General features: G+C 47.7%; 17 protein-coding genes and 1 other RNA gene. 2 read left to right on the top strand and 16 right to left on the bottom strand.

Annotated features, from left to right (window positions below; genetic code table 11):
- Positions 1 to 16 precede the first annotated feature (16 nt).
- Positions 17 to 2,203 (top strand): alpha-galactosidase, encoded by a 2,187-nt coding sequence (locus ACU37H_RS18960; protein WP_472706072.1) that lies wholly within the window; start codon positions 17 to 19, stop codon positions 2,201 to 2,203.
- 811 nt (positions 2,204 to 3,014) lie between these two features.
- Entirely contained in the window at positions 3,015 to 3,365 is a 351-nt protein-coding gene (locus ACU37H_RS18955) for a HopJ type III effector protein (protein ID WP_472706070.1), read from the top strand.
- Between the two features lie 97 nt (positions 3,366 to 3,462).
- On the opposite strand, the gene ACU37H_RS18950 is transcribed toward ACU37H_RS18955, so the two are convergent.
- The 16 genes from ACU37H_RS18950 to ACU37H_RS18875 all read right to left on the bottom strand — a co-directional run bounded on the left by ACU37H_RS18950 (position 3,463) and on the right by ACU37H_RS18875 (position 20,417).
- On the bottom strand, positions 3,463 to 4,035 hold the full coding sequence (locus ACU37H_RS18950) for a DUF4136 domain-containing protein (RefSeq protein WP_472706068.1): 573 nt from the start codon (positions 4,033 to 4,035) through the stop codon (positions 3,463 to 3,465).
- A 198-nt stretch (positions 4,036 to 4,233) separates the two neighbouring features.
- Positions 4,234 to 5,406: an esterase-like activity of phytase family protein gene (locus ACU37H_RS18945; protein WP_472706066.1), complete on the bottom strand. Its 1,173-nt coding sequence runs from the start codon at positions 5,404 to 5,406 to the stop codon at positions 4,234 to 4,236.
- 106 nt (positions 5,407 to 5,512) lie between these two features.
- Positions 5,513 to 5,904: RNase P RNA component class A (gene rnpB, locus ACU37H_RS18940), an RNA gene on the bottom strand.
- 114 nt (positions 5,905 to 6,018) lie between these two features.
- Positions 6,019 to 6,519: a hypothetical protein gene (locus ACU37H_RS18935; RefSeq protein WP_472706064.1), complete on the bottom strand. Its 501-nt coding sequence runs from the start codon at positions 6,517 to 6,519 to the stop codon at positions 6,019 to 6,021.
- A gap of 44 nt (positions 6,520 to 6,563) precedes the next feature.
- Positions 6,564 to 7,583, bottom strand: a complete 1,020-nt coding sequence (locus ACU37H_RS18930; protein WP_472706062.1) for a Smr/MutS family protein — start codon at positions 7,581 to 7,583, stop codon at positions 6,564 to 6,566.
- A gap of 110 nt (positions 7,584 to 7,693) precedes the next feature.
- Positions 7,694 to 9,403, bottom strand: coding sequence for an amino acid permease (locus tag ACU37H_RS18925; protein WP_472706060.1), 1,710 nt, complete (start codon positions 9,401 to 9,403; stop codon positions 7,694 to 7,696).
- Between the two features lie 83 nt (positions 9,404 to 9,486).
- The gene (locus tag ACU37H_RS18920) at positions 9,487 to 10,452 is read right to left on the bottom strand and encodes a polyprenyl synthetase family protein (RefSeq protein WP_472706059.1); all 966 of its coding nucleotides are present in this window, start codon (positions 10,450 to 10,452) and stop codon (positions 9,487 to 9,489) included.
- 114 nt (positions 10,453 to 10,566) lie between these two features.
- Positions 10,567 to 11,808 carry an NAD(P)/FAD-dependent oxidoreductase gene (locus ACU37H_RS18915; protein WP_472706057.1) on the bottom strand — a complete coding sequence of 414 codons (1,242 nt, stop codon included), beginning with the start codon at positions 11,806 to 11,808 and terminating at the stop codon, positions 10,567 to 10,569.
- Between the two features lie 91 nt (positions 11,809 to 11,899).
- Complete coding sequence (locus ACU37H_RS18910) at positions 11,900 to 12,913, bottom strand: 4-hydroxyproline epimerase (RefSeq protein WP_472706055.1); 1,014 nt, start codon at positions 12,911 to 12,913, stop codon at positions 11,900 to 11,902.
- 146 nt (positions 12,914 to 13,059) lie between these two features.
- Positions 13,060 to 14,544: an aldehyde dehydrogenase (NADP(+)) gene (locus tag ACU37H_RS18905; RefSeq protein ID WP_472706053.1), complete on the bottom strand. Its 1,485-nt coding sequence runs from the start codon at positions 14,542 to 14,544 to the stop codon at positions 13,060 to 13,062.
- 210 nt (positions 14,545 to 14,754) lie between these two features.
- Positions 14,755 to 15,672 (bottom strand): dihydrodipicolinate synthase family protein, encoded by a 918-nt coding sequence (locus ACU37H_RS18900; protein ID WP_472706051.1) that lies wholly within the window; start codon positions 15,670 to 15,672, stop codon positions 14,755 to 14,757.
- 112 nt (positions 15,673 to 15,784) lie between these two features.
- Positions 15,785 to 16,666, bottom strand: coding sequence for an AraC family transcriptional regulator (locus tag ACU37H_RS18895; RefSeq protein ID WP_472706049.1), 882 nt, complete (start codon positions 16,664 to 16,666; stop codon positions 15,785 to 15,787).
- 74 nt (positions 16,667 to 16,740) lie between these two features.
- Positions 16,741 to 17,403 (bottom strand): sugar transferase, encoded by a 663-nt coding sequence (locus ACU37H_RS18890; protein ID WP_472706047.1) that lies wholly within the window; start codon positions 17,401 to 17,403, stop codon positions 16,741 to 16,743.
- A gap of 31 nt (positions 17,404 to 17,434) precedes the next feature.
- Entirely contained in the window at positions 17,435 to 18,646 is a 1,212-nt protein-coding gene (locus ACU37H_RS18885) for a polysaccharide biosynthesis protein (RefSeq protein ID WP_472706045.1), read from the bottom strand.
- 15 nt (positions 18,647 to 18,661) lie between these two features.
- Positions 18,662 to 19,804: a DegT/DnrJ/EryC1/StrS family aminotransferase gene (locus ACU37H_RS18880; protein WP_472706043.1), complete on the bottom strand. Its 1,143-nt coding sequence runs from the start codon at positions 19,802 to 19,804 to the stop codon at positions 18,662 to 18,664.
- Positions 19,797 to 20,417 carry an acetyltransferase gene (locus ACU37H_RS18875; protein WP_472706041.1) on the bottom strand — a complete coding sequence of 207 codons (621 nt, stop codon included), beginning with the start codon at positions 20,415 to 20,417 and terminating at the stop codon, positions 19,797 to 19,799. The genes ACU37H_RS18880 and ACU37H_RS18875 overlap by 8 nt, the downstream gene beginning before the upstream one ends.
- Between the last annotated feature and the right edge of the window lie 50 nt (positions 20,418 to 20,467).

The raw sequence follows: 20,467 nt of genomic DNA, 5'->3' as shown, positions 1-20,467 counted from the left end.
TATTTCAACAGAAGACATGAAGTTAACGTTTCCAAACCTGTGGTTCATCACCTTACTACTGATTACCGGTCCGGCCATAGCCCAGGACCCGATCATTCCCCTGGTAACCGCTGAAAACGCATTGGTACTTAAAGTAGACAGTGATAAAAACCTGTCTGTACTATATTACGGTAAAAAACTCTCCGACCCCTCAGAGTATTCGAAGATAGCAGGCATGTTCCGCCAGGGGGACGATTATACTAAAGTGGCCGACGCCGCTTACACGGGCTCCGGCGCTAAAAACCTGCTGGAACCCGCGCTGAGCGTGACCCACGCCGATGGCAATCAATCCCTCGACCTGCGCTATGTAAGCCATCAGCTCAGTAGCCCGGCTGATGGTGTCTCCCTGTTAACCGTACTGCTGAAAGACCCGGTATACCAGTTCCAGGTAACCTTATTCTATAAAGCCTACGTAAAGCAAGATGTGATCGAACAATGGGCCGTGATCAGGCATCGCGAAAAAGGCGGCGTCACCTTACACAAATATGCATCTGCCAACCTGCATTTAAAAGCAAAAAGTTTCTGGCTGACGCAATACCATGGAGACTGGGCCAAAGAGATGCAACCAGAGACCTCGAAGATCACCCACGGGATCAAAACCCTCGACAGCAAGCTGGGCACCAGGGCCAACCTGTTCCAGCCTTCCGTCTTTATGGTGTCGATGGATGAGCCGGCAAGGGAAGATGCGGGTACCGTGCTTTATGGCGCCCTGGAATACAGTGGAAACTTCCGTACCGATCTGGAGCTGGATTTTCAAAATAACCTCCGCATCATTTCAGGTATCAACAACTACGCTTCCAATTATACCTTACAACCGAATGAAGATTTCGTAACGCCGGGATTTCTTTACCTGCTTTCCCACCACGGAAAGGGAGCGGCCAGCCGCAAAATGCATGACTGGGCCCGCCAATACAAGATCCTTGACGGCAAAGGTTCGCGCCTCACGCTTCTCAACAACTGGGAAGCCACTTATTTTGATTTTGATGAAGGCAAGCTCAAAGAACTGATCAAGGATACCCGCCAGCTGGGTGTTGACCTGTTCCTCCTGGATGATGGATGGTTCGCTAATAAATATCCACGAAATGGTGATGTGGCGGGCCTCGGAGACTGGCAACCGAATAAAAAGAAACTGCCTAATGGTATTGCCACCCTGGTGCAGGAAGCGGAAAACAACCAGGTAAAATTCGGGATCTGGCTCGAACCTGAAATGGTCAATCCCAAAAGTGAGTTGTATGAACAGCATCCGGATTGGGTGGTGAAGCAACCGCAACGCCCGGAACATTATTTCAGGAACCAGCTGGTATTGGACCTCAGCAACCCAAAGGTGCAGGACTTCGTGTTTGGCGTAGTCGACGATCTCTTTACGAAAAACCCCAAACTGGCCTATATCAAATGGGATTGCAATGCGGTTATTTATAATGCCCATTCGGCCTATCTGAAAGATCAATCGCATTTCTTTATAGAGTATATGCGCGGACTATATAACGTCCTGAAAAAGATCCGTCAAAAATATCCGTCTGTTCCGATGATGTTATGTTCCGGCGGCGGCGGCCGGGTAGACTATGCAGCGCTTGAATATTTCACTGAGTTCTGGCCGAGCGATAATACGGATCCGATGGAAAGGATCTTCATGCAATGGGAGTATTCCTACTTCTACCCTGCCGTTACAAGCGCCAACCATGTGACCGATTGGGGCAAGCAACCCATCAAGTTCAGGACCGACGTTGCAATGATGGGGAAGCTGGGCTTCGACATTGTGGTGAAACATCTGAGCGAAAAAGACCTGGCTTATTGCAAGGAGGCCATACGCCAATATGATGCTTTTAAGCATATCGTGTGGCAAGGTACCCAGTACCGGCTGGCCAACCCGCGGGAAGGCGATATCGCGGTGATGCAGTATATGAATGAAGACCAGGCTAACGGCGTCATCTTCAACTACCTGGTCAATAACCGGTACGGGGCTTCCAGTGTATATCCCGTAAAGCTCAAAGGACTCGATGCTAATGCTACTTACCGCATCAAAGAAGTGTGTCTTTACCCGGGCACGCAATCGGCCCTGGACGACAGCAAAACCTATAGCGGCGCGTTCCTGATGAATATCGGGTTTAACCCGGTCGTGAATGCACAGAGAACCAGCGTCGTGCTGCTGATTACTAAGGTATAAGACATCTCTTCGAATACAACCGGGATTCCTTCCTGTCCGGCCGCGCCATTGGAACGACGACAACAACGGGACTCTCGACACGGTCAGACGGGGACCGTCAGACTGGATCGCGGAACCCCATCAAACCGGACCCTCGACACGGTCAGACGGGGACCGTCAGACTGGATCGCGGAACCCCATCAAACCGGACCCTCGACACGGTCAGACGGGGACCGTCAGACCGGATCGAGGAATCTCATCATGCTGCCCTGGCAACCCATCGTTTTTCTTACAACTTCGTGTACCTACCTCTAACCTGCGTCGGCGAAGCTTTTTCCTCGGCTGGCGGAGCCTGGGGCTCGGTGTAAGTACCTTCTTAGGTGCCCCCGGGGGACCTCAAACCTCGGCGCGCGAAGCTCTGGAGCCCGGCTCTTTCGGCTACAACACTCCCCCAGGCGTGCTGATGAGGTAGGCACCCCCACCCCCCGAACCTGAACCGGCGAAGGTTTGAGCTTCTCCAACCCGGGAAAAAGGCGCGGCAACCTACCCCTAAGCCGGGTCGGGGTACCTTTAAGGTAGGCCCGCCTCGTTTCGAGGTACCCCTGGCAAGGTTGGTAGGTGGGTGGATAATGAGGAACCATTCCCACCACTTAGAGATTTCCCCAGCTGCGCCCTGACTGAGGGAAACGATGGCCCCTTTCTTACTGTCGTGTTGAGCGAACAGTTGGAGCCGAATCTGATCACACAGAAAACGAGGAACCTGGAACCAATCTCTCAAAAGTGATATTCAGTATATTGCCGCCTTTTATCACTTATATTATTTTAATTACGTATGGCTTTACCACAAGAAAAGATAACGGAGCTATTATCAAAACTTCAGAACAAAACCGCGCGGTTTTCGGACACGCTGCAATTGATAGAAACCTATTACTCCCACACGCCAACCGCCTTTAAAAACGGCGCTCAGCAAAACGCAGCTACGGAGAACCAGGGAAGTGCGAAAACGCTGACCTTTGCACAGTTGAACCAGCTTTCTAAAGAGGATACATTGCAGTTGTTCGGGGAACATTACGACGCCGTGTTGGCTTCGCCTGAAAAAGACGACCACCAGAATATCCGTCAATTTATGCAGCACGGATGGGACGGCGTCCAATTCGACGGTGCAGCACTTACTGAAAAGTAAAAGTGTCCGCTACATAAAAACGCAAAGCCCCCGGAAACGGGGGCATTTGCATTATAACTACCAAACCAAACTACCTTGCGTTATTTTTTAAGACACCTTAAGTTCTTTGCTCTTCCCATTTTCTGAAGATTGCCGCTACGATACGGTCCACTTCACGGGAGGTAACACTCCTGTTTTTTACTTCATCTGTTGCCCACCCTTGTAAGATCGTCCTGTCGGAACTTGCATCTACAATGGTAATGGTGATGGTGCCTTCTTTCGTAGGAACATTGTAGTTATCATAACCTACGAATTGTTGAGGGTAATACACCCGGTAAAAGCGCCTTGAATACGGGTTGTAGAACGTTCTGAACCCACCCCACGAGTACCGAGGCTCAGACGCCACTTTGGTGCCCTTTTCTACCAGAACGTCATAACTTAAAACCAGGTCGGGATTTTGATCGACTTCCTTCCATCCCTGCGTTCTGCTCAACTCTGAACTCACAGCCTCTTTGATACGCTCTTCCGCAATACTGCCTCCTGTTCCACGTTCGTTTCTCTGCGCCCAGGCAAAAGTGTTATAATTCCTGAAATCTACGTTTCTGGCCTTTTCTATATGTGCTGTCGGACCACAACCAGAAATTAAAAGAACAACGATTAAAATTGTACCCAACAGCGTGAATCTTTTCATGTATAGTACCTGTTTAAACTGTCGGATGTCCGTCACCCATTGACAACGGAACTCCGGATGATCGGTCAGCCTTGAAGCCAGACGGCATCCGGAGCGTCATTACTTATATAAGACGCGAAAAAGGGTAAAAAGGATTACGATTCTGGTGTAAAAAAAATGTGAAAACACCCGTGCCGATAGGGTCTATTTAGGAAAATTTTAGGGTATGATTTCGAACAAAAACACCTGCTGTTGTTCGAGCTTGCTAAAGTTGTTGTCGGCAATCAATAGTAACGATCGGCGGCCATTTGGCAGCAAGGGACCGAGCGTGATACCTTCCACATTATCAATGTACCTGTTTAAAGAATGAAGCTCAAACAGCAATTTTTTCGATGCGGGGCGATAGTTGTTATTATGATACAGGCTTGGGACGCTGCTGACATCCGTGGCCTGCGAAAAATCGGCCAGGTAGATCTTTATCGTGCAACTGGGTGTGCCGGTAGAATAAGAGCGTTCGAGCACAAGCAACCGGTTTGCCCCGATAGTCAGGATCTCGGAAACGCCATTGACACTAAAAGCATCTTCCGGAACCGGTGCTGTAGCTACCGCATCGAGCAGGTAGCCATACTGGGCTACGGCCTGCCTGGACTTCGTATCAAACCGGGTGAAGCGAACGGGTGCACCGGCGTAATGTATGGTCGCGAGCGGACCATCTTCGTAAGTGCTGCCCTCCATACTGGCCCACAGGTAGCGATACTGATCACAGTAACTCAGACCTTCGATCACCGCATTTTCCCGTGCGCCGCTGTCTCCCGCGTACATCCGCAGGTTGGCGGGAATCAGGAAACTGTCTTTGAACTGTCCTCCCAGGTCCATTTCATAGATCCAGGGATTTTGATATATGTTTCGCCCATTCACCAGGGCTTTATTTCCTTCGCTGCTCCAAACCAGCCGTTTAGACCGTGGATTAAAGCGGATAGACTCGGGGTCAGCGGTTTTTTCCGGGTCGATCCCGAGTTGCGCAAAAGTGTCATTAGCTGCTGTTCTCAAGGTGGCTATATCGAGGAACTGAATGGTATCGATGGTGTAGTCGCTGATCTTTATCGTAGCTGTATAAAACCTGGATGGACTGGTTTTGGAACGCTCATCACTGATCATGAAATACCGATCGCGCTCCGGATCATAATCGATACCGGATAAGCCTCCTACCCAGGTGTGCCGGAACTGCTGATCGTAAGGTATCTGGTACTCATCAAGAAACCGCAGGGCCGAGACAGTGACCGAATCCTTCCTTGCCGGGCTTTTGCGAGCCGTTGCACAACTCATCAGGAGGCTCACCAGCAGGATCACCCACAACCTACAACAGGCATATACACGGACTGGTAAAGGCAATTTTTTCTTTTTGTCGAACAGGATAGTTAGAATATTTGAAGGATACCGCAGCACTGATCTGCATATCAAAACACGTCGTGCTGCCGTTCCGATCTCTTAAAAATAAAAAAGTTACAAGCCTGTAAGCCGGATTCTGTCCCCGCTGAAAGCGCGTGGTTATCATTTATCTGTCCCGGAAATTACTCTCCGGGATCCATCTGCCTACCCTCCCCGATAGCCCGAAAGCATTTCACCGGGCCGGTGAAAGATCGGGGTATACATGGCATTTCAGCGCACAAGGTTTACCCGAAATAGTTATTACTAATTATTTCCGTGAGCTCTTACCTCACATTTTCACCTTTTCCTGTTAAAAACAGGTAGTCATTTTCTGTGGCACTTTCTATTGCCCGTGTCCGGGGCGAAGCCCGGAATCACAGACACCCGGCTATTCACCGGTATGCTGCCCTTCGCTGTCCGGACTTTCCTCCCTTATAAAAAGGCGATAACCCGGCTTGTAACGGTGCAAAGATAAAACGATTTATAATTATTGCCATAGCCGGCGTTACAATCCGGCTGTGAACGGTTGAAGTATCGTGGCATCTTCATATATCATTCCTCTGGGTGGGTGATCCCTTAATGCAGAATCTCTTCAATTCTTATTCCATGAAAACAGTCGTCTGCGCACCCTTTTGGTATGTAGCCACATAAAGAAATCATTCCATCGTTCTCTGCCTCGAAATAAACATCATTTTCTTTCCTGCTTGCGGTCAGCCATTCATTTTTAGCCTTGACATAAATTTCATCAAGCGTAAGAGAAGGTGGCAAAGTATGCGTATTAAGTGTGGTTTCATTCTCTGTCCACTCTTCGTATGTTTGGATCAACAAAGAGTTGTCTTCATCAGGGCCGGTAAGCTGATAACTTCTTGCCACGATTCTTCCATTCCGAACGGTTACTACCAATTCAGTGCGGTGTCCCGTCCAGGATTGCGATACCTGCTTATACTTGTAAGTGTTATTAGCTTCTTGTTTGAAATCTATCCAGGCTGACAGACTTTTTTCGTACTCATTTTCGAAAGGTTGCTTTTTGCAGGAAAGCAGGGAGATCGCTAAAACGGTCAAGGCAAAGATTCTCATAGCTTTTTTTTGCAAGAACGATCTATCCCGCTCAAACGCAACATTTAATACTTGAAAAATATCTCCGTGGCGCCGTAACCGTACTTAGGGTCATACTGGTTGATAAAGTAGCTGACTTCTTTTTTCAGGCGCAACGCATCATGAATTTCGTCTCTCAACCGCCCGGTGCCTACGCCGTGAATGATGACGAGATGTGGCTGCGTGTGCGCCACTGCCAGGTCGTAAAACTTTTCAAAGGTCTTCAGCTGGAGCGTCAGCATTTCAAAATTGCTCATTCCGGAAGCGTCATCTGTCAGTTTTTCGATGTGCAGATCAACGACGGACCTGGCGGGCTCCAGGTGCCGGCGGGCTTCCCTGGCATTGTAAATCTTAAACCCTTTGTTGGCGAGCTTCTCCAGCGGCAACACGTTTTCTTCCGGCGCTTTGTCGGGATACCGTTCAAACAGCAGGTAAGAAAAAGAAGCCTCATTCTTTTGCCTGAGCTCTTCGATCCGGTTGAAAAGCTGTTTGGGCTTTAGTTTTACGACGCTCTCGAAATGATCTGCCTTGCCTTTTTCATTTTTCTCGAGCGAAAAATCGAATTCAAACGCAGGCCCGTCGCTCATATCCCCGAACGGGATATCATGTATGTAAAAATTTTCGAAAGGCTGAACGGTATTCTTTAACTCAAACTCTGCATCGCCAAAGAAACTCAGCTTGTAATTGAATTTGTAGACTGTCCGGGAATTATTTACAAGATAGATCTTTAACTTCTCGACATATTCATCGCCAAATTCGTCAATGTCCATTACCGGCAAAAAGTTGAGCCACACTCCGTTCTCTACACGATCCTCACGGGTATTCTTTTCCTTGCGGACATCATCAATGTATTTTTTGGGTGGCGGCTGTACCTTTTTCTTTTGGGTAAATCTTTTATAATAGGGAAAATCGATCTGATCAAGATATACCGGGAATCGGACGCCCCGCACTTCGATCATGGCCATCTGTTTATTGATAAACTCCACAATTTCGCCTTCCTCATCAGAATGCAAAACCAACACCTTGTCTCCTATTTGATACTTCATTATCTGCAAAATTAAAGTAAAGAGCTAACAGATAAAAAAGGGAAAAGTTGAGAAGTGAATAGCTGGTCAGACGGAGACCGTCAGACCAGATCAAGCGGCAACTTACAACACTATGAAAGCTGATTTCTCTTCACGGCCAGGTTGCTATGGCGGTAGCCGTACAGGAAATAGATCACTAATCCGACAATCATCCAGATGAAGAACCAGAACCAGCTCACGGCCGGGATTTCTATGAGCAGGTACATGCAGGAAAGCACGCCTAAAACCGGGATCAGTGAATACTGCCGGGCGATGGTTTTGAAAGTGATCACTAAGGCGATAGCCAGGAACACTAAAAATAAGATCTCCGGGTAAGCTTCGGTTCCGATATGGGTCACTGCGGCAACAAGCCGTTCACGGAAAAAGTAGATGAACAACACATAACAAATCGGAACAATGAACCTGCCGTTGATGTAAGGAATCTTGAATTTACCCGCCTGCTTCGGTAAAGGCGGCAGCAGTAATACGCCACCGCAAACAAGGATAAAAGCAAACAAAGTACCGATACTGGTAAGATCTGTAACCAGTCCGCTTTGCAGGAAAAGCGCACCTGCTCCTACGATAACACCGGTGATAATGGTAGCGAAAGAAGGTGTCTGATATTTAGGATGAATTCTTTGAAATACTTTAGGCAACAAGCCGTCACGGCTCATACTCATCCATATCCTTGGCTGTCCGATCTGGAACACCAATAGCACAGAAGTAGTAGCTACCACCGCACTGATGGAAATAATCTTTTCGATCCAGGGCGCACGCCTTTCGAATACGAAGGCCAGCGGATCATCGACTCCGTCGAAGTTGCTGTAGCTCTCGATACCGGTCAACACCAGGGCAATCGCAATGTACAGCACCGTGCATATAAGGAGCGAGTAGATCATACTGCGCGGCAGATCCCGTTGAGGATTCTTACATTCTTCAGCCGTGGTGGAGATAGCGTCAAAGCCGATATAAGCATAAAACACGGCTGACACACCTTTGAGCACCCCTTCAAATCCATTCGGCATAAATGGTTGCCAGTTATTAGTGTCTACAAAAAAAGCACCGGCAATGATCACAAAGATGATCACCGCTACTTTGAAGATCACCATAAAGTTGGCGGATTGCTTGCTTTCTTTGATCCCGATATAAGCCAGCCAGGTGACCAGGCAGACGATGATAAAAGCCGGCAGATTGAAGAACACATGCGTGCTTCCGATACGGGGGGCTTCGTTATAAGCTTTGATAGCAAACTGGTAGCTCTGTATTTCGGTGGGCGTGAGCGCAGGATTGCTGGCCAGCTCGGATGTGGCTTTGGCAAAAGCAGCCGATGCGGTCTGCGGATCGACCAGCATCCAGTCGGGCAGGTGAATATGAAAGATATGTTCGATCAGGTTGTTGAAATAGCCGCTCCATGAAATCGCGACGACGATATTGCCGATCGCATATTCCAGGATCAGCGCCCAGCCTATGATCCAGGCCACAACTTCCCCAAAGCTTACATAGGAATACGTGTAGGCACTTCCCGAAACCGGCACCCTGCTGGCAAATTCGGCATAGCACAGCGCCGAAAAACCACAGGTAATAGCGGTGATGATAAAAAGAATGGAAACGCCGGGGCCGCCATTGAACGCAGCACCGCCGATGGTGGAGAAGATGCCCGCGCCAACGACTGCGGCAATCCCCAGGAAAGTCAGGTCCCTGACGCCCAGCACTTTCTTAAGACCGGTTTCATGACCATCACCGAAACCTTGCTCAGCATCTTTGAGGATATTTTCAATTTTCTTTTTTCGCAGTATGGACATGGGAGAGATTGGATGTTAGATTTAGGATGTTGGATGTCGGATTTAGGATTTCGGATTGAATCTTCAATACTCATTGTTCCTCACTAATAATCGCGCTTCACGAGTAGTTGCGCCAGATCGATGAGCGGTTGTTTTCGCCTTGCTACGACAGCCATTTCATCGATATATTCGAGCGCCTGGTTTAAGAAAAGGTCCTTTTGCTGGCGAGCCCACTCACCTACACCGCAGTCCTTATACAGTTCAAGTACCCGAGCAACTTTATCTGTCGCGTTACCCGCTATCAGCGTCTGCAGCGCCTCTTTCTGTGCCGGAGCAGCTACTTCCAGCGCCTGGATGAGCAGGAAGGTCTTTTTATTCGCCAGGATATCTCCGCCAGGCTGCTTCCCGAATTTCTCCGGGTTCCCGAAAGCATCGAGATAATCGTCCTGCATCTGGAAGGCCAGACCGATCTTCTTCCCTGCTTCATAAAGCAGCGCGAGATTGCCCAGGCTTCCACCGCCGAGAATACCACCCATTTGCAAGCTGGCAGCAAGCAAGACCGAAGTTTTCAGGGTGATCATGTGCAGGTATTCATCGAAAGACACTTCCGTGCGTTGCTCGAAATCCATATCCAGCTGTTGTCCTTCACACACTTCTGCCGCCGTTTTATTGAACAGCTCGAGTATCCTGACAATGTATTCGGGATTGAGCCGGCTGATATAATCATACGCCTTTACCAGCATCACATCACCGGCCAATATAGCCGTGCTTTCATTGTATTTGTTGTGGACGGTCGGTTGTCCGCGCCGCAAAGGCGCTTTATCCATGATATCATCATGGATCAGGGTGAAATTATGAAATAACTCTATAGCAGTGGCCACATTCCAGGCGTCAGGATGTATATCTCCGAACAACTCACTGGCCATCAGACACAGCACCGGGCGAAACCGTTTGCCGCCTAACGATAAAAAATAATTATTAGGCTCGTACAGGGTTGACGGCTGCTCCGGGAAGTGAGAACGGTTGAAATGTTCAGAAAACTTTTTCGATAACTCCTCAAATGATTGCATTTGCCAAAAATAGAAAAATCGGCACGAATGGGCGAAGGAATTTGGAACTGACAGCATATATAATAAGGGATCGATCATGCCTCCGTCATAAAACCTCAGCGCTTTGCCGGATCATTACCGAAACCGTTCGGGGCTGAATGCTTCGATTGCGATACTGGTAGGCTGGTGTTGAAGAATCTGACTAAGCAACAATCCCGTGCCTGTGGCGCAACTTACGCCCATCATGGCATGGCCGCCGGCGAAGGTCAGGTTCCGGTAGCGGCTGTGCCGGCCAATGTAAGGTAAGCCGTCGGGGCTCACCGGCCGGTAGCCATACCATGCTTTGGCAGGTTCTGGTACAGGCAGGTTCATGTGCGGATAGTACTTTTTGAAAGCATTATAAATGGACATCACTCGTTTAGGCAAAACCCGTTCGCTGTGGCCGCTCAACTCCATAGTGCCTCCGATGCGTAGCCAGCTGCCGATTGGTGCCGTCGCTACCCGGTCGTCTACGAGAATGGACGGATAAGTGAGGTTGGTATCGAGGTGATTATAATCCATACTGTAGCCCTTGCCAGGTTGAAGCAGGATGCGAAGACCCAGCATAGCCGCCAATGATCCCATCCAGGAGCCGTTTGCAATGATGACTTCGTCAGCAAGTATCTTTTTATTCGCCGCCAACACCGCCGTAACCTGATCCCCGCGTCTCTCAAAGCCGGTCACTTCAGTATCCAGGTGAAAGGATACACCCATCTCTTTCAGTCGCTGGTATAAGCTCTGCATCAGCTGTCCGGGGTTGACATGGCAATCGTCGAGGTACAACACGCCGCCAGCCACGTCCACTTCAGTTCCCGTTTCATAGTCCTGCACTTCCTGTCGGTTGCATACCACCGTCTTCAGTCCGAAAGCAGCCGCCTGTTCGGCCATTTCCTTTTCATGGTGGCCGGTGAGCTCTGATTTATACAGCATGAAAATGCCTTTTTCAGTCAAGCTGAAGTCGGACAAATCGTTGCTGAGGTCACTCATCAACTGCCGGGAAAGTTGCAGGAGATTGTTGAGATGTGGCGCGTTTTGCTGTACCAGTCCGGCGTTGGCCGATTTTTTAAAAGTCCATCCCCACCGCAGCAGGTCGCGGTTTAACCTGGGCTTGATGTAAAAAGGAGAACCGGAGCTCATCATCCATTTCAGCCCCTGCCTGATGATACCCGGCGTGGCCAGCGGGATGAAGTGAGAGGGAGAAACGTACCCGATATTGCCGAAGGAGCAGCCGTCTGTAATATTTCCTTTATCGACAACGGTCACATCGAAGCCGGCCTTTCTCAGGTAATAAGCTCCGGATAAACCGATGATGCCGCCTCCTATCACTACGATATGCATATAAAATACCGATTTTTAGTTCTTAAATGGGACGTTTTTCCAAAAAGCTTTAATATGAGTTTAACGAATGTATCTATTACGGAAAGACGGCTCAGACAACCTGGAACCCGTGCGCATAGGGATCGTCGTCGCTATCGATCCAAATAGTATTGCGACCATATATCCGGGCCCAACCTTCAACGGAAGGGCGGATGGCCTTCTTGCCGGTGATACCAAAAGCATCTGTCAGCTCTTCTTCTATCCGCCCGGTAAACTTGCTGCCGATAATGCTTTCATGAATGAATTCATCTCCTTTTTTGAGCAGGCCTTTTTCGTACCATTGAGCCATTCTTGCCGAAGTGCCCGTGCCGCAGGGGCTGCGGTCAATCGCCTTCTCGCCATAGAATACAGCGTTCCTTGCTGTAGAGCCCGGATCCAGGACCGCGCCTGCCCAGAGCACATGTGAACAGCCGTTAATGGTAGGATCTTCAGGATGAATAAACTGATACCGGTCATTGATATCTTTGCGAAGTTCACGCGCCCACGCAATGAGCTGATCAGCGCGATAATGCTCCAGTCCCTTAAAATTCTTCTGCGGATCAACGATGGCGTAAAAATTTCCCCCGTAAGCGACATCTACCACCAACTCTCCCAGCTCCGGGCAGGGAACCGTCAACTCAAAGGCGTACAGAAATGCCGGAACGTTCGTCAGTTTTACCGAGATGACTTTATTGCCCTCCTGTGTGTAATGGATCATGACCAGGCCGGCGGGGGCTTCCATACGAACTACACCCGGAGTTTTAGGTTGTATCAGTCCCTCTTCAATAGCAATGGTAATCGTGCCGATGGTGCCGTGGCCACACATGGGCAAACAGCCACTGGTCTCGATAAACAAGACGGCAACATCGTTGGCAGGATCATGAGGTGGATATAAGATGCTTCCGCTCATCATGTCGTGCCCGCGGGGTTCGAACATGAGCCCGGTGCGTATCCAATCGTAGGTCTGCAGGAAATGTTGACGCTTTTCGCTCATTGAAGCGCCTTGAAGATCGGGACCTCCGCTCTTTACCAGGCGGACCGGGTTGCCGCAGGTGTGGGCGTCGATACAGTCGAAAGTATACTTCATTTTAATTTGTATAGCTTAACGGTAGTGGAATGATGGTTGGATGATGGTGGAATGATGGTTGAATGATGGTTGAATGATAGTTTAAAAGTTTAAAAGTTGACAAGGATGGGTCGCATCACGTTGTCAGCCTATCAACAGGTAAATTTTTAACTCAACGCCTCCTTACTTAAAGCGTCATTGACGGTTCTCCAGATACCCAGCGGATTCTCATCTTTCAGCTCATCTGGCAACAACTCATTGCTCCAGTTCTGAAAAGCGACCGGTCGCGCGAATCTTTTTATTCCGTCTGCACCGACAGAAGTGAACCTGGAATCGGTGGTTGCAGGAAACGGGCCACCGTGCTGCATACTCAGACAAACCTCTACGCCTGTAGGCACGCCGTTCAGAATGAAACGACCACATAGATTTTGGACTGCATCTACCAGCTCAGCATGACTTCTAACATCTTCATCCGTTGCCATTAGCGTGGCCGTCAGTTGGCCTTCGATATGGCGCGTCACCTCGATCATTTGTGCGAGATCTTTACATTGGATCACTACGGAATAGGGGCCAAACACTTCTTCGTGCAGCACAGGATTGCCGATAAAGTCTTTTCCCTTCACCGTTACCACTGTGGGAATACCCTGGTTGTCCCCGGGCATTGTCTCTGAAATGGCCACCACTTCAACGCCAGGCTGCTGCAGCGCCTTATCGCGTCGCGTAACATAGTTTTTACAGATACCTTCATGCAGCATTGTAGCGGGCGCGATGGCTTTGATTTCAGTCGCGAGCGTGTTGATGAACTGATCCAGATCGGCCCCTTCAAGGCCGATCAGCAACCCCGGATTGGTACAAAACTGGCCGACGCCTAATGTAATGGAACCGGCGTATTGACGGGCTACTTCTGCGGCGGCTTCTTTCATTTTTCCGGGCAACAAGAAAACAGGATTGATGCTACTCATTTCCGCGAATACCGGGATGGGCTCCTTACGTTGGTTGGCCCAATCAAAAAGCTGCTTGCCCCCGGTGAAGGAACCAGTAAAGCCAACGGCTTTTGTATAGGGATGCTCTACCAATGCCTGTCCGACATCGAAAGAGGTTCCGTGAACATGTGTAAATACTGCCTGGGGAAGGTTGCGTTCTTTTACTGCTTTTGAAATAGCAACAGCGACCAACTCGCTGGTTCGGGCATGTGCCGGATGTGCTTTCACTACGACCGGGCAACCGGCTGCAAAAGCAGTGGCGGTATCACCTCCGGCAGTTGAATACGCAAAAGGAAAATTGGACGCGCCAAATACCACTACGGGCCCCAGCGGCACGAGCATCTTCCTGATATCTGGTTTGGGTGGTGCTTTATCCGGAACCGCGGTATCGATCCGCGCTTCGAGCCAATCCCCTTTCTGACAGGCATCTGCGTAGGAATTGAGCTGGAATATCGTGCGCGCACGTTCCCCTTTGAGCCGCGCTTCGGGCAGATTGGTTTCTTGTCCGGCTGTGGTAATTAACTCATCACCCAGCGCCTCTATCTGCCGCGCAATGGCGCGCATGAAATCCGCGCGCTCTTTTAAAGAACATTTTCTATATACGTGAAAAGCCTGCCAGGCGCTTTTCATTGCTTCATTGATCTCTCCGGTTGTTGCATCTGTAAACATAATTCGACTCGTGATTTTAAATTACCCATTTAATATTTTTGGATATCCGATCTTGTTGTCAGTGAAACCTCACCCAACAGTGACTTTTTTAAAGTAATACGCTTACTTATATAGCCTCTCTCGGATATCTATTTCCAGCGAAGTTACGGGATACACGGCCGACTGCTATGGGTCAGCAGTGCAAAGAACGGCTACCTGTCTTTATGCGTATTAAGCCTCGTCGATAATAGCCGACACATCGGGCCTGGTTTGAATCCCCGTATTGATGATCTTCAAAATCCTTTCCCGCTCTTCGCCCACCAGCGTAAGCCTCGGAGCGCGCACCTGCTCGCTGCCAATGCCGGTTTGCTGCTCCGCCAACTTGATATATTGGACCAGCTTGACATGGATATCCAATTCGAGCAAAGGCAGGAACCAACGGTAAATATCGATTGCCTCGGCAATACGTCCGGACTTGATCAGCTTATATAAAGCTACTGTTTCTGCCGGAAACGCGCAGACAAGCCCAGCGACCAGCCCGTCAGCACCGGCGACCAGCTCTTCTAATGTCAGCGTATCTACTCCGCAAAGAATAGCATACCGGTCTCCGAATCTGTTGCGCATGCGGGTCACATTGGATACGTCCCTGGTACTTTCCTTCACAGCTGTGATATTGCTGCAGCTTGTCAGCTCTTCGAAGGCATCAAGCGTTACCATTGTTTTATAATCGATTGGATTATTGTAGATCATGATCGGCAGATCCGTGCTATCAGCCACTGTCCTGAAATAAGTAACCAGTTCGCGATGATCGGGCACATAACGCATCGGCGGCAGCATCATTAGTCCGTCCACCCCCCACTCCTTTCCGAGCCGCGCCTGTTCCAACGCGCCCCGGGTGCTGCCTTCGGCAATATTCAGGATCACGGGGATCTTTCCCTCGACTTTTTCTATCGCAAATTGAATGAGGCGCTGCTTCTCCTCGTTGGTTAATACACTGGCCTCTCCCAGCGTGCCACCCAGTATGATTCCCTCCACGCCCGCAGCCAGCTGGGCCTGCAGGTTTTTCTCAAACAGAGGAAGATCCAATTCATCGTTCGCAGTAAACTTGGTCGTTAAAGCAGGCATTACCCCTTTCCATTGAAATGTCATGTTACGTTGTTTTTGTAAACACAAAACTAACCCCGATCGGCATGGATGGGTCCACAGAATTTAACGACTTTGCGCCGTATTTTAACCGATCTGGTTGTAAGTGAGGCAGGCTCTATTGTCCGGAAGCTTTTTTGTAGTCCCTGACGTATTCGAGAGGAGACTTGCCGATGACAGATTTGAAGACACGATTAAAATGGGTAATGCTGTTGAATCCGGTGGCATAAGCTACGGTTGACACGCTTTCCAGGCCGGCTGTTGTCAGTCTTTTGCAGGCTTCGTTGATTCTCACCTGGTTCAGGAAACTCACGAAAGTGTTTCCTGTTTGCTTTTTGAAGTACCGGCAAAAGGCCTGCGTGGTCATATATGTGATGCCGGCCACGTCTTCTAAAGCGATGTCTTTGTGATAGTGCTGCATAACATAATTGTACACGTTGCCAATGCGGATCCCTTCTGCCTCGGAGACTTTGCCCAACACCCCCGACGAAAGCGGCTCAAGGTGTTTGTTGATGGTGTTGAGATGGTGGAGCAATTCGATAAAAGCAACCATCCGCTCTGCATTTCGGGCCTTATGCACCTGTAGAATTTTCTCAGCGGCCAAGACTTTATAATCACCCGGCACTTTGAACCCGGTCTCGTATCGGCTTAAAAACGCCGCGAGCGACCGCATCTCCGGCAGGTTGAGCAAGCCTTTTAGTTGCTGCTGCGGATCGAAAAATAAGGTTAACGCATGGATCTGCTGATTATGATCCGGCTGGAAGTATTCCGGACTGCTTTTGAAAATATGCGGCTGGTTGGCCCCGATGAAGAAAATATCACCTGCATTGAACGTATAAACCTGCGTACCCACAAGAAATGTACCCGTCCCGGCTATAACCCGCGTGAGCTGCACTTCCTTGTGCCGGTGAAAATGCGGATAGAAATAAGGCAGCCGATCCTCCTGGCTCATGACCGACCTGTCATGCGCAACGGGTATGGTGAATTGGAGGATTTTCATGGGGGGAAGATAGGTCAAAAAAACAATTCGTCTTTGCATTCATCCCCTTAGTCTACCGCAATAATAAAATAATATTATAAAGGCCTTTTAGGTAGATCTTTGAACACCTTATACTGCAGTTGGGTTTTAGGATTAAGAATTGCCCAGGCCGTCAAAAAAATAATCCAAAAATCAACTGCTAAACTTTTATTCTTGTTATACCACATTTCAAGCGCTCCTTTATAAGGGGCAATTATTGTATTATAATATTCCTGGCGGTCCATTTTGGTGTTGGTCAAAAGCTCCTCCTCATCTCTGAAAATGATAGATCCAATGCCGGTAATGCCAGGCACCGAGTCGTATACCTTGTCACGCACTTCGGGAGGATAGGCATTGAAGGTTTTATCAACCAAGGGCCTGGGCCCTACAATACTCATATCCCCTTTGATCACATTCAGCAGCTGCGGCAATTCGTTAATTTTGGTCATCCTGAGAAAACCGCCGATAGGAAGCAACCGCGGATCTTTTCGGACCGTGATCAGCCCTGTCCCCATGTTTGGACTGTTCTTTAACATGGTGGCGAATTTGTAAATATTGAAGTACCGGTTTTTATAACCGATACGTTTTTGCAAATAAAAGACGTAGTGCTCTCCGGTAAGTAGCAAGATCACTACTATGGGCAACATAAAAGGCAATAAGATAAAAAAAGCCGTTAGTGATACTATTAAATCGATTAGTCTTTTCAAGATAGGGTACATAAAAGTGGGCTCCTTTAATAATTGCTATTTATTACATTTTTTGATCCAGGGAAAGGCCTGTTTCTATATGCTCAAATCCGGGTATCATTTTGCCAAGCGCTGCTACTATATCTTTTTTTTCTGTATTGTCTGATTCAAATACTTTCTTCAGCGTGTCGATTATAGTTTCTAACTCATCAATCTTTCGACGTTCTGCATTTTTAATGACACCAAAGGCAATATAGGTGCTATTGTCAACCTCCTCGTCATCCGTATAAAATTCCTCATACATTTTTTCCCCGCTTGTGTTACTCTCAAATAAAAAGACCGGGTATGCTCCTGTCTGAATACCAGCTACTGCACCTCTCGCTTCCTCTTCTGTCCCAAAAATTTTCATTTCGTAACCAATCTTGTTTAGAAAGGGCTCCACAATGTCAGCGAATTTGACCATTGTTTCATCATCGAGTTTAGGGAAAAATATGTCGCCCGAATCACCTAAGATACAGGCACATAAACATATTTCGCCAGACTCATCGGGAGAAACAAAGAACCTTTTGACATCAGAGGGGCAAGATAAGGGTTGTTGTTTTAGCACTCTCTCAATAAAACCAGCCAAAAGACTACCATTAGAGAACGCGACGTTCGCGAAACGTGCTGTAGTGATTTTCATTTGCTCAGAATAGGCAAGAATCACCTCTTCCATTAACTTTTTGCTAGCGCCCATAACATTCACCGGGTTAGCCGCTTTATCGGTAGAAACACAGAAGAAATGTTTGGGAGGATTTTGCAGCAACAGGTCCAGCAAGGCTTTAGCTCGGATCACATTATTGTCAATCATTGCTTCGATCGAGTAAATATCTTTTTCTGATCGAACGTGCTTGTGGGCCGCAAAATTAGCAACAATATCGAATGGACCTTCGTGGTTGAATATTTTTGTGAAAACTCTATCGTTAAAGTTAACAGGATAAGTTTTGAAATCTGACGGAAGCGGCGTGTCTTTACGGCTTCTACAATCACGCACTAATTCTGTTAATCCATTCTCATTAATATCTACCACAATTAATTTTCCAGGATTATACTTTACCAACGCTCGGATGAAAGACGAGCCGATGGTACCCGCGCCACCAATTACTAAAACTCGCTTCCCCTCAATCTCCGATCTGAGTTTGACATCAAAACTTTTCAAATCATCTGAAAAAAGGCTTTTTGAACGGTGGGTTATAGCTTCCCCGATGAATTCCTGAATGTTAAATTGTAGAGACATGATTTATTAAATGCGTTATTTCCCTTTTGAAATTATTTCGTTTATTGAGGATACTACTCTTTGCAATTCAGCCTCGGTTAATAAAGAGCTTGACGGGATACAAAGCCCGTTTTCGAACAATTTATCAGAAACACCGCCACCATAATAAGGCGCATCCGCAAACACCGGCTGTTGATGCATTGGTTTCCACAGTGGACGCGTTTCAATATTCTGCTTTTGTAATGCCAGGCGGATATCTTCTCTGGTAACACCATTTGTCATCTCGGAATTTACAAGAATGGATGTCAGCCAACGATTACTGAACATACCGGTTTGCTCTTCCTGAAATGTAATACCTGGCGTATCGGTAAAACCTTTTTTGTAAGTTTTGAAATTATTTCGTCTTTTTTCTACCCATTGATCTAAGACTTCCATCTGACCACGCCCCACTCCTGCCACCAAGTTACTCATCCGATAATTATAGCCAATATGAGTATGCTGATAATGTGGCGCCTCGTCTTTGGCCTGCGTAGCAAAAAATTTAGCTCTACTGCTATCTTCTTCCTTTTTAGTAACCAGTGCCCCGCCGCCCGATGTAGTTATAATCTTATTCCCGTTAAATGACAAGCAAGCCATTTCACCTAGCGTACCACACTTAGCGTCTTTATAACTTGAACCCAGCGCTTCCGCAGCATCTTCTAAAATGGGAATTTGATATTTATCGGCTACAGCCAGAATTTCATCCATTTTAGCAGGCATCCCATACAAATGCACGGGGATAATTGCTTTCGGCTTTTTTCCTTTCGATATGCGATCGGTAATTGCTTCTTCCAAATACACAGGGCACATATTCCAGGTATCTGATTCACTGTCTACAAAAATGGAGGTTGCCCCCTGATAAATGATTGGATTTGCAGAAGCAGAAAAGGTCATTGATTGGCAAATCACTTCATCCCCTTCTTTTACTCCCAGTAAAATCAGTCCAAGATGTAAAGCAGCCGTTCCTGAATTCAACGCAGATATATACACTTTCTCGTCCAGGTATTTTTGCAGATCGTCTTCAAATGCATTTACGTTTGGTCCCAACGGCACCACCCAGCCTGTGTCAATAGCTTCGTTCACATATTTGCTTTCACCCCCTCCAAGATGAGGAATTGATAATGCTATTCGTTCATTCATTGTTTTTCATTTTAATAATTTTAGCCGGATTTCCTACTGCTACTGCAAAACCTGGGATATCCTTTGTTACTACTGCACCAGCGCCTATAGTTGCCCATTCACCAATTTTTATACCTGGAATAATAACAGCGCCAGCGCCGATATGAGCACCTTCGCCAATTTGAACGTTTCCGCATAAACTGGCGTTGGGAGAAATATGTACAAAATCCCCCAGAATACACTCGTGATCTACTGAAGCATTAGTATTAATAATGCAATGCCTGCCGACTTCAGCCTTAGCATTAACCGAAACGCCCGACATGACAACCGTCCCAGCATCAATTCTCGCATATGTCGAAATTTGGGCTGAGGGATGAATAACCCTAACAAACCTGCTGCTTGCATTCTCACGTACAATGCGTTGTCTGATTTTATTATTTCCGACGCCGACAACTAAGGCATAATTGTTATCTAATGCGTTTTCTTTAAGGTGGAGAACTGGGACTCCAAGTAGTTTATCTGCCAACAATTTTATATCATAAAATGTCCTCACTTCATTTCCACACGACTGTATTATATCAGCAATAACCATCGCATGGCCGCCACTGCCTATAATATTAAAAATCTCTTTCATTAAGTACAAATGTAAACAGATATTTTATTCAGAAAGAACCTGTCTTATAA

The sequence above is a fragment of the Niabella sp. ZPM-14 genome, from assembly GCF_055693045.2.
Note: the sequence above shows the minus strand (reverse complement) of the source record. Positions and strands in the feature narration are given on the sequence as shown.